Here is a 5,712-nt window from a genome sequence, read left to right on the forward strand (position 1 = left end):
GCGGAGGCGGCGCATCCTGGGCGCGGGCCGGCGCGGCGGCGAGGCCGGCGGCGAGCAGCACGAGCAGCAGCGTTCTCATCGCGGGTCGTCCTCCCGGTGGTCGGGCCGTGGCAGGCGCGGCGCCGCGTGGTCCTCGACGCGGATCGGATCGAGGTCGAGCACCGCGCCGGAGCGGTCGATCGGGCTGCGCGACGGACCGATCTCGGCGAGCAGCAGCGCCTCGTCCTCGACGTCGTGCTCGCTGTCGAGGTGCAGCGGCGCGCGCCGGCCGCGAGCGAGGAGCCGGAGCACCACGGTGCCGGCGACCGCGCAAGCCGTGACGGCCGCCAGGATCAGGAGCGTTTCCATTGCTCGGCAGCGTTAGCCCAAGCGGCCGTCGCATGCACCCCGGAGCATGCACCCCAGGGTAAGCCCGCCCCGACGCGCCGGGCCGGGGTCCCGAAGCGGAACGGTCCTTGCCTCTTCGGTCCCAGGGCCGCCTGCGCCTTGCGCGCGCCGGGCGTCCCCGCCAAAAGCCCCTGCCCCCGTCTTCCCGGAGCCCGACCGATGCGAACGCACGACCATCGCGACCCGGAGGAGCTCGAAGGCCACCTCGTCGGGCTGATCGAGGCCTCGCGCGAGCAGGCGAGCGAGGACCCGTTCCGCAACCCCGTGCTGGCGGTGACGCTGGCGATCACCCGCCGCTTCGACCGGGACGAGATCGGCGAGGCCGACCTCGACGCGCTGTTCGTGCGCCTGCGGGCGCAGGCGCTGTCCGACCGCGCGGCTCGGTTGCGCGCCTATGTCGGGATCGAGCACCATCCCGATGCCGACGCCGCGATGCCGGCGCGCCTCGTCGCCGCGGTGCCGGACCGGTCGGACGCGTTCGAGCGCTTCCGCGACGGGATCGGCCGCACCGCCTTCGCTGTGGTGTTCACCGCGCACCCGACCTTCGGGATGCCGAAGGCCGTGGCGGCGCTGCTCGCCGAGGCCGCGAGCCTCGACGACCCGGCGGCGCGAGCGCCCCTGATCGAGAAGGCCGCCCAGCTCTCGACCCGGCCGGACGCGCCGATCACCCTGGACGGCGAGTTCGAGCAGGCCTGCGTGGCCGCCAACCACGGCCGCGAGGCGGTGGACGCCTTTAACGGCGCGCTCCTCGACGCCGCGCGCAAGCGCTGGCCCGACCGCTGGACGGAACTCGTACCGAAACCCTTCGCCATCGCGAGCTGGGTCGGCTGCGACACCGACGGGCGCACCGACATCGGCTGGTGGGACACCCTGCGCTACCGCCTCGAATCCAAGCGCATGCAGCTCGACCGGGTGATGCGCCGCCTGCCCGCCATCCCCGCCGCGGGCGCGGTGCGGGGTCTCGCCGAGGCGGCCCTCGCCGCCGTCAACCGCCAGCTGGCGGTGGCGCCGCGGCTCGGCGACAAGCCGTCGCTGGAGGCGGTGCACCGCTTCGCCCTGGCCCTGATCATCGAGCGCGAGCGCGCGCAGACCGATTCCGCCGCCGTGCTCGCCGGCCTCTCCGAGGCGGTGGCGGGGGCCGAGGACGACGCCGACCGGCGCAGCCTCGCGGTCCTGCGCTCGGGCATCGCCACGCACGGGCTCTCGAACGCCCTGCCGCATTTTCGGCTCAACGCCAGCCAGATCCACAACGCGGTGCGCCGGGTCATCGACCTCGAGGGCGAGCCGACCGACGCGGCGCAGCGCCGCTCGCACCTCTCGGCGATCCACACCCTGCTCAACGACGTGCAGCCGGTGGCGGTGGATTTCGGGGCGCTCGCCGCCGAGCGCGCCTCGGCCGCCCGGCTGATGATGACGATCGCGCAGATCCTCAAGCACGTCGACGGCACGCATCCCGTGCGCTTCCTCATCGCCGAGACCGAGACCGGCTACACGCTGCTGGCCGCGCTCTGGCTCGCGCGGCACTACGGCATCGCCGACAAGCTCGAGATCACGCCGCTGTTCGAGACCGCGAGCGCCCTGGAGCAGGGCATCCGCGTGCTCGACGACGCCCTGCGCAACCCGCATTGGCGGCGCTACCTCAAGCGCATCGGCCGGCTCACCGTGCAGTTCGGCTATTCCGATTCCGGCCGCTACGTCGGCCAGCTCGCCGCCACCTTCTGGATCGAGCGCCTGCGCCTGCGCATCACCGAGATGCTGGTGGCCAACGGGCTCGCCGACGTCGAGCTCGCGATCTTCGACACGCACGGCGAATCGATCGGTCGCGGCGCGCACCCGACCAGCTTGCGCGACCGCCTCGCCTACCTCGCGCCGGAGGACGCGCGCACGCGCAACCAGAAGGCCGGGATCAAGGTCCGCCTCGAATCGAGCTTCCAGGGCACCGACGGCTACCTGCTGTTCGGATCGAAGGCGATCGCGGAAGCCTCGATCGCGCGGGTGGCCGAGCACGTCTACGCGCTCGAGGTCGCCGAGGACGACGCCTTCCCCGACTACGCCCTCTCCGACGCGGCCGAGGGCGCGGACGCCGACGACGACCCGGTCTACGCCGAGACCGACTTCGCCCTGGAGTTCTTCACGGTCGTGCGCCAGGACATGGAGGCGCTGGTCGACGACCCCGGCTACGCGGCCCTGCTCGGCACCTTCGGGCCGGGGCTGATCGACCGGACCGGCTCGCGGCCCGTGGCGCGGCAATCGGATTCCGGCGGCCCGGCGCTGATCACCCATCCGCGCCAGATGCGGGCGATCCCCAACAACGCGATCCTGCATCAGCTCGGCTACCTCGCGAACTCGCTCCACGGGATCGGCCGGGCGGCGGGCCGCGCGCCCGACCTGTTCCGCGACATGCGCCGCGACTCGGTGCGGTTCTCCCGCGCCTTCCGGCTGGTCCAGCACGCGGCCTCCGTCGGCGACCTCGACGTGCTGCGCGCCTACATCGACACCCTCGACCCCGCCGTGTGGCTGGAGCGCGCCCGCCGCACCCGGAAGGACGGCCGCCGCGACGAACTCGTCGTCATCGCGGGCGCGCTGGACCGCCTCGACCTCGCGCCGAACCTGCGCCGCCTGTTCGGGCGGCTCACCACCGACGCGCTGAGCCTGCAGAGCACCGCCCCCGACCTCAAGAAGATGTCGGTGCGCCTCACCCTGCTCCACGCGATCCGCCTGGCGCTGATCCACCGGATCTGGTTCACCGCCGTCCACATCCCCGGCTTCCGGCCCCAGGCCGGCGTCAGCCGCGACCAGCTGCTGGAGCGATTCCTGCGCCTCGACATCGACGGTTGCCTCAAGCTCCTCGACGAGATCTTCCCGATCACCCCCGACCCGACGCTCGGCCTCAACTTCGGCGAGCCGGCGGGCCCGCGCGACGTCGGCACCTACGAGGCCGAGCATTCGGGCCTGTTCCAGCCGATCAAACGGATGTTCGCCCAGGTGCGCGAGATATCGGGGATGATCCAGCACGAGGTCGGGGCATTCGGGTGAGGCGGCGGCTTTTACGTGGTTCCGACCGGTAGGGGTGCGCCGCCCCCGCCATTCCGGGGCGCCGCAGGCGAGCCCAGGATGACGGGGTGGAGCGGGGACGGCCGCAGCCCGTGAGAAACCGCCTCCTCACACCCCCGTCACCCGCAGCACCGTCCCGTCGATCCCCGTGACCCGCACCCACGCGCCGGCGGGGAGGTCGGGGCCGGTGATGCGCCACAGGGTGTCGTCGAAGCGGATACGGCCGGCGCCGTCGCGGATCGGCTCGGCGAGGAGCCCTTCGCGGCCGAGGAGGCCACGGTCGGCGCGGTTGAGGGTCGGGACGTGGCCGCGGCCGAGGCGGCGGGCGAGGAGCACCGCGGCGACGGCGAGACCGGCGAAAAGCAGCACCTGCGCCTGCCACGGCAGGGGCGCCAGCGCTGCGACGAGGCCGGTGGCGAGCGCCGCGAGCCCGAGCCAGATCAGGAAGACGCCAGGCGCGGCCAGTTCCAGCCCGGCCAGCGCCAAGCCAGCGAGGATCCAGGCCCAGGCGGGACCGAGGATCGCGAGGGTCTCGGCGACGGTGTCGCGCAAGGTCACGACGCTCACGTCCGCGGAACCCCGACGCTGGGCGGCGCGCTGGAGCGTGGGCGCGCGGGCGCCGCGCCCTCTCCGAACACCGACTTCGTGATCTCGGCGATGCCCCCCAGAGTCCCGGCGAGCGCCGCCGCCTCGATCGGCACCACCACCACGCGCTGGTTCGGCGCGGTGGCGAGCGCCTTGATCGCGTCCACGTACTTCTCGGCCACCAAGAAGTTCGCCGCTGCGATGTCGCCCGCGGCGATCGCGGCGCTGATCATGCCGGTCGCCTTCGCCTCGGCTTCCGCCGAGCGCTCGCGCGCCTCGGCGTCGCGGAAGGCGGCTTCCTTGCGGCCTTCCGCCTCCAGGATCGCCGACTGCTTGCGCCCCTCGGCGCGCAGGATGTCGGCTTGGCGGTGGCCTTCCGCCTCCAGCACCGAGGCGCGCTTCTCGCGCTCGGCCTTCATCTGCCGGGCCATGGCGCCGGCGAGGTCGGCGGGGGGCACGATGTCCTTGATCTCGATGCGGGTCATCTTCACCCCCCAGGGCGAGGCGGCGGCGTCCATCACCCGCAGCAGCCGCTCGTTGATCTCGTCCCGGTGCGAGAGCAGCTGGTCGAGGTCCATCGAGCCGACCACGGTGCGGATGTTGGTCATCGTCAGCGTGCGGGTGGCGACGTCGAGGTTGGAGATCTCGTAGGAGGCGCGGGCGGCGTCGAGCACCTGGTAGAACACCACCGCGTCGATGGTGACGCCGGCGTTGTCGCGGGTGAAGGCCTCCTGGCTCGCCACCTCGATCACCTGCTCCATCACGTTGACGCGGCGCCCGATGCGCTCGACGAACGGCGTGATCAGCCCGAGGCCGGATTCGAGGGTGCGGGCGTAGCGCCCGAAGCGCTCGACGGTGAAGACGTAGCCCTGCGGTACGATGTTGACGCCGGCGGCCAGCGTCACGATCACCAGGATCGCCGCCACGATTGCAAAGGTGCTCAGCCCGATCGAGAGACTCATCGCCATCCCCCCTGGCGCCGACGCGGCGCGCCGGCATCCTAGCGCAGCCGGAGGCGACTGCGCGATCGGGCGCCGCGCTTCCTGGTCAGGGGCTGGGTTTCTCAACGTCGTCCGGCAGGATCGGGTCCCCGCTCCCGAACGGGAGTGGGATCCGCGGCTTACCGCTTCCACACGCCGATGCGCTCGGTGCGGGCGTGGTCCTCGGCCGCCACCAGCTCGGGGGAGGCTTCCGGCGAGGCGCGGCCGCCGCCGTTGAACAGGACCACCTCGGAAAGGTCGCGGCCCTCGACGGTGCAGGAGACGTTCTCGCTGCCCGGCACCGGCGTGCAGGTGACCGCACGGCCGGCGAGGTACTTGGAAAGCTCGTCGGCCTGCCCGCCCCGCACCCACTCGACGCCGAACAGGTGCAACACCTTGCCGGCGACGCGCACGGTCGCGGTGTCGATCACCTCGGCCTTGCCGCTGATCGCGTTGGCGGCCGGCGCGGGCGGCGGCTCGGGCAGGCCGACCGTGTCGGCGGTCTCCGGCGGCGGCGTCACCGGGTCGGGCGACGGGGTATTGAGCACGGATGCGTCGGCTTGCGTCGCGGGCTTCGCCGGGGTCTCGCCCTCCGGCGCGCGGTTTCCGACGACGAGTCCGGCCGCCAGCACCGCGAGCAGGGCCGCCGCGGTGCCGCCAGCCAGCCAGCGCCGGTGCTGGCGCACGGATTCGCCCTCGCCCTGCC

4 protein-coding genes and 1 pseudogene are annotated in these 5,712 nt (G+C 73.2%); 1 reads left to right on the forward strand and 4 read right to left on the reverse strand.

Annotated elements, in window-relative coordinates:
• Positions 1–75 precede the first annotated feature (75 nt).
• The gene (locus FV229_RS24840) at positions 76–348 is read right to left on the reverse strand and encodes a hypothetical protein (protein ID WP_147754497.1); all 273 of its coding nucleotides are present in this window, start codon (positions 346–348) and stop codon (positions 76–78) included.
• Between the two features lie 198 nt (positions 349–546).
• Here FV229_RS24840 and FV229_RS24845 point away from each other — a divergent pair, with 198 nt between their 5' ends.
• The gene (locus tag FV229_RS24845) at positions 547–3,423 is read left to right on the forward strand and encodes a phosphoenolpyruvate carboxylase (RefSeq protein WP_147754498.1); all 2,877 of its coding nucleotides are present in this window, start codon (positions 547–549) and stop codon (positions 3,421–3,423) included.
• A 126-nt stretch (positions 3,424–3,549) separates the two neighbouring features.
• On the opposite strand, the gene FV229_RS24850 is transcribed toward FV229_RS24845, so the two are convergent.
• The 3 genes and pseudogenes from FV229_RS24850 to FV229_RS28295 form a co-directional block, all read right to left on the reverse strand.
• Positions 3,550–3,999, reverse strand: a complete 450-nt coding sequence (locus tag FV229_RS24850; RefSeq protein ID WP_147754500.1) for an NfeD family protein — start codon at positions 3,997–3,999, stop codon at positions 3,550–3,552.
• Positions 4,000–4,004: 5 nt separating this feature from the next.
• Positions 4,005–4,988, reverse strand: a complete 984-nt coding sequence (locus FV229_RS24855) for an SPFH domain-containing protein (protein ID WP_147754499.1) — start codon at positions 4,986–4,988, stop codon at positions 4,005–4,007.
• A gap of 158 nt (positions 4,989–5,146) precedes the next feature.
• Positions 5,147–5,712, reverse strand: a pseudogene (locus FV229_RS28295) (nuclease); the annotation flags it as partial.

Origin of the sequence: Methylobacterium sp. WL120 (assembly GCF_008039465.1) — a bacterium.
Classification (GTDB): Bacteria; Pseudomonadota; Alphaproteobacteria; order Rhizobiales; family Beijerinckiaceae; genus Methylobacterium; species Methylobacterium cerastii.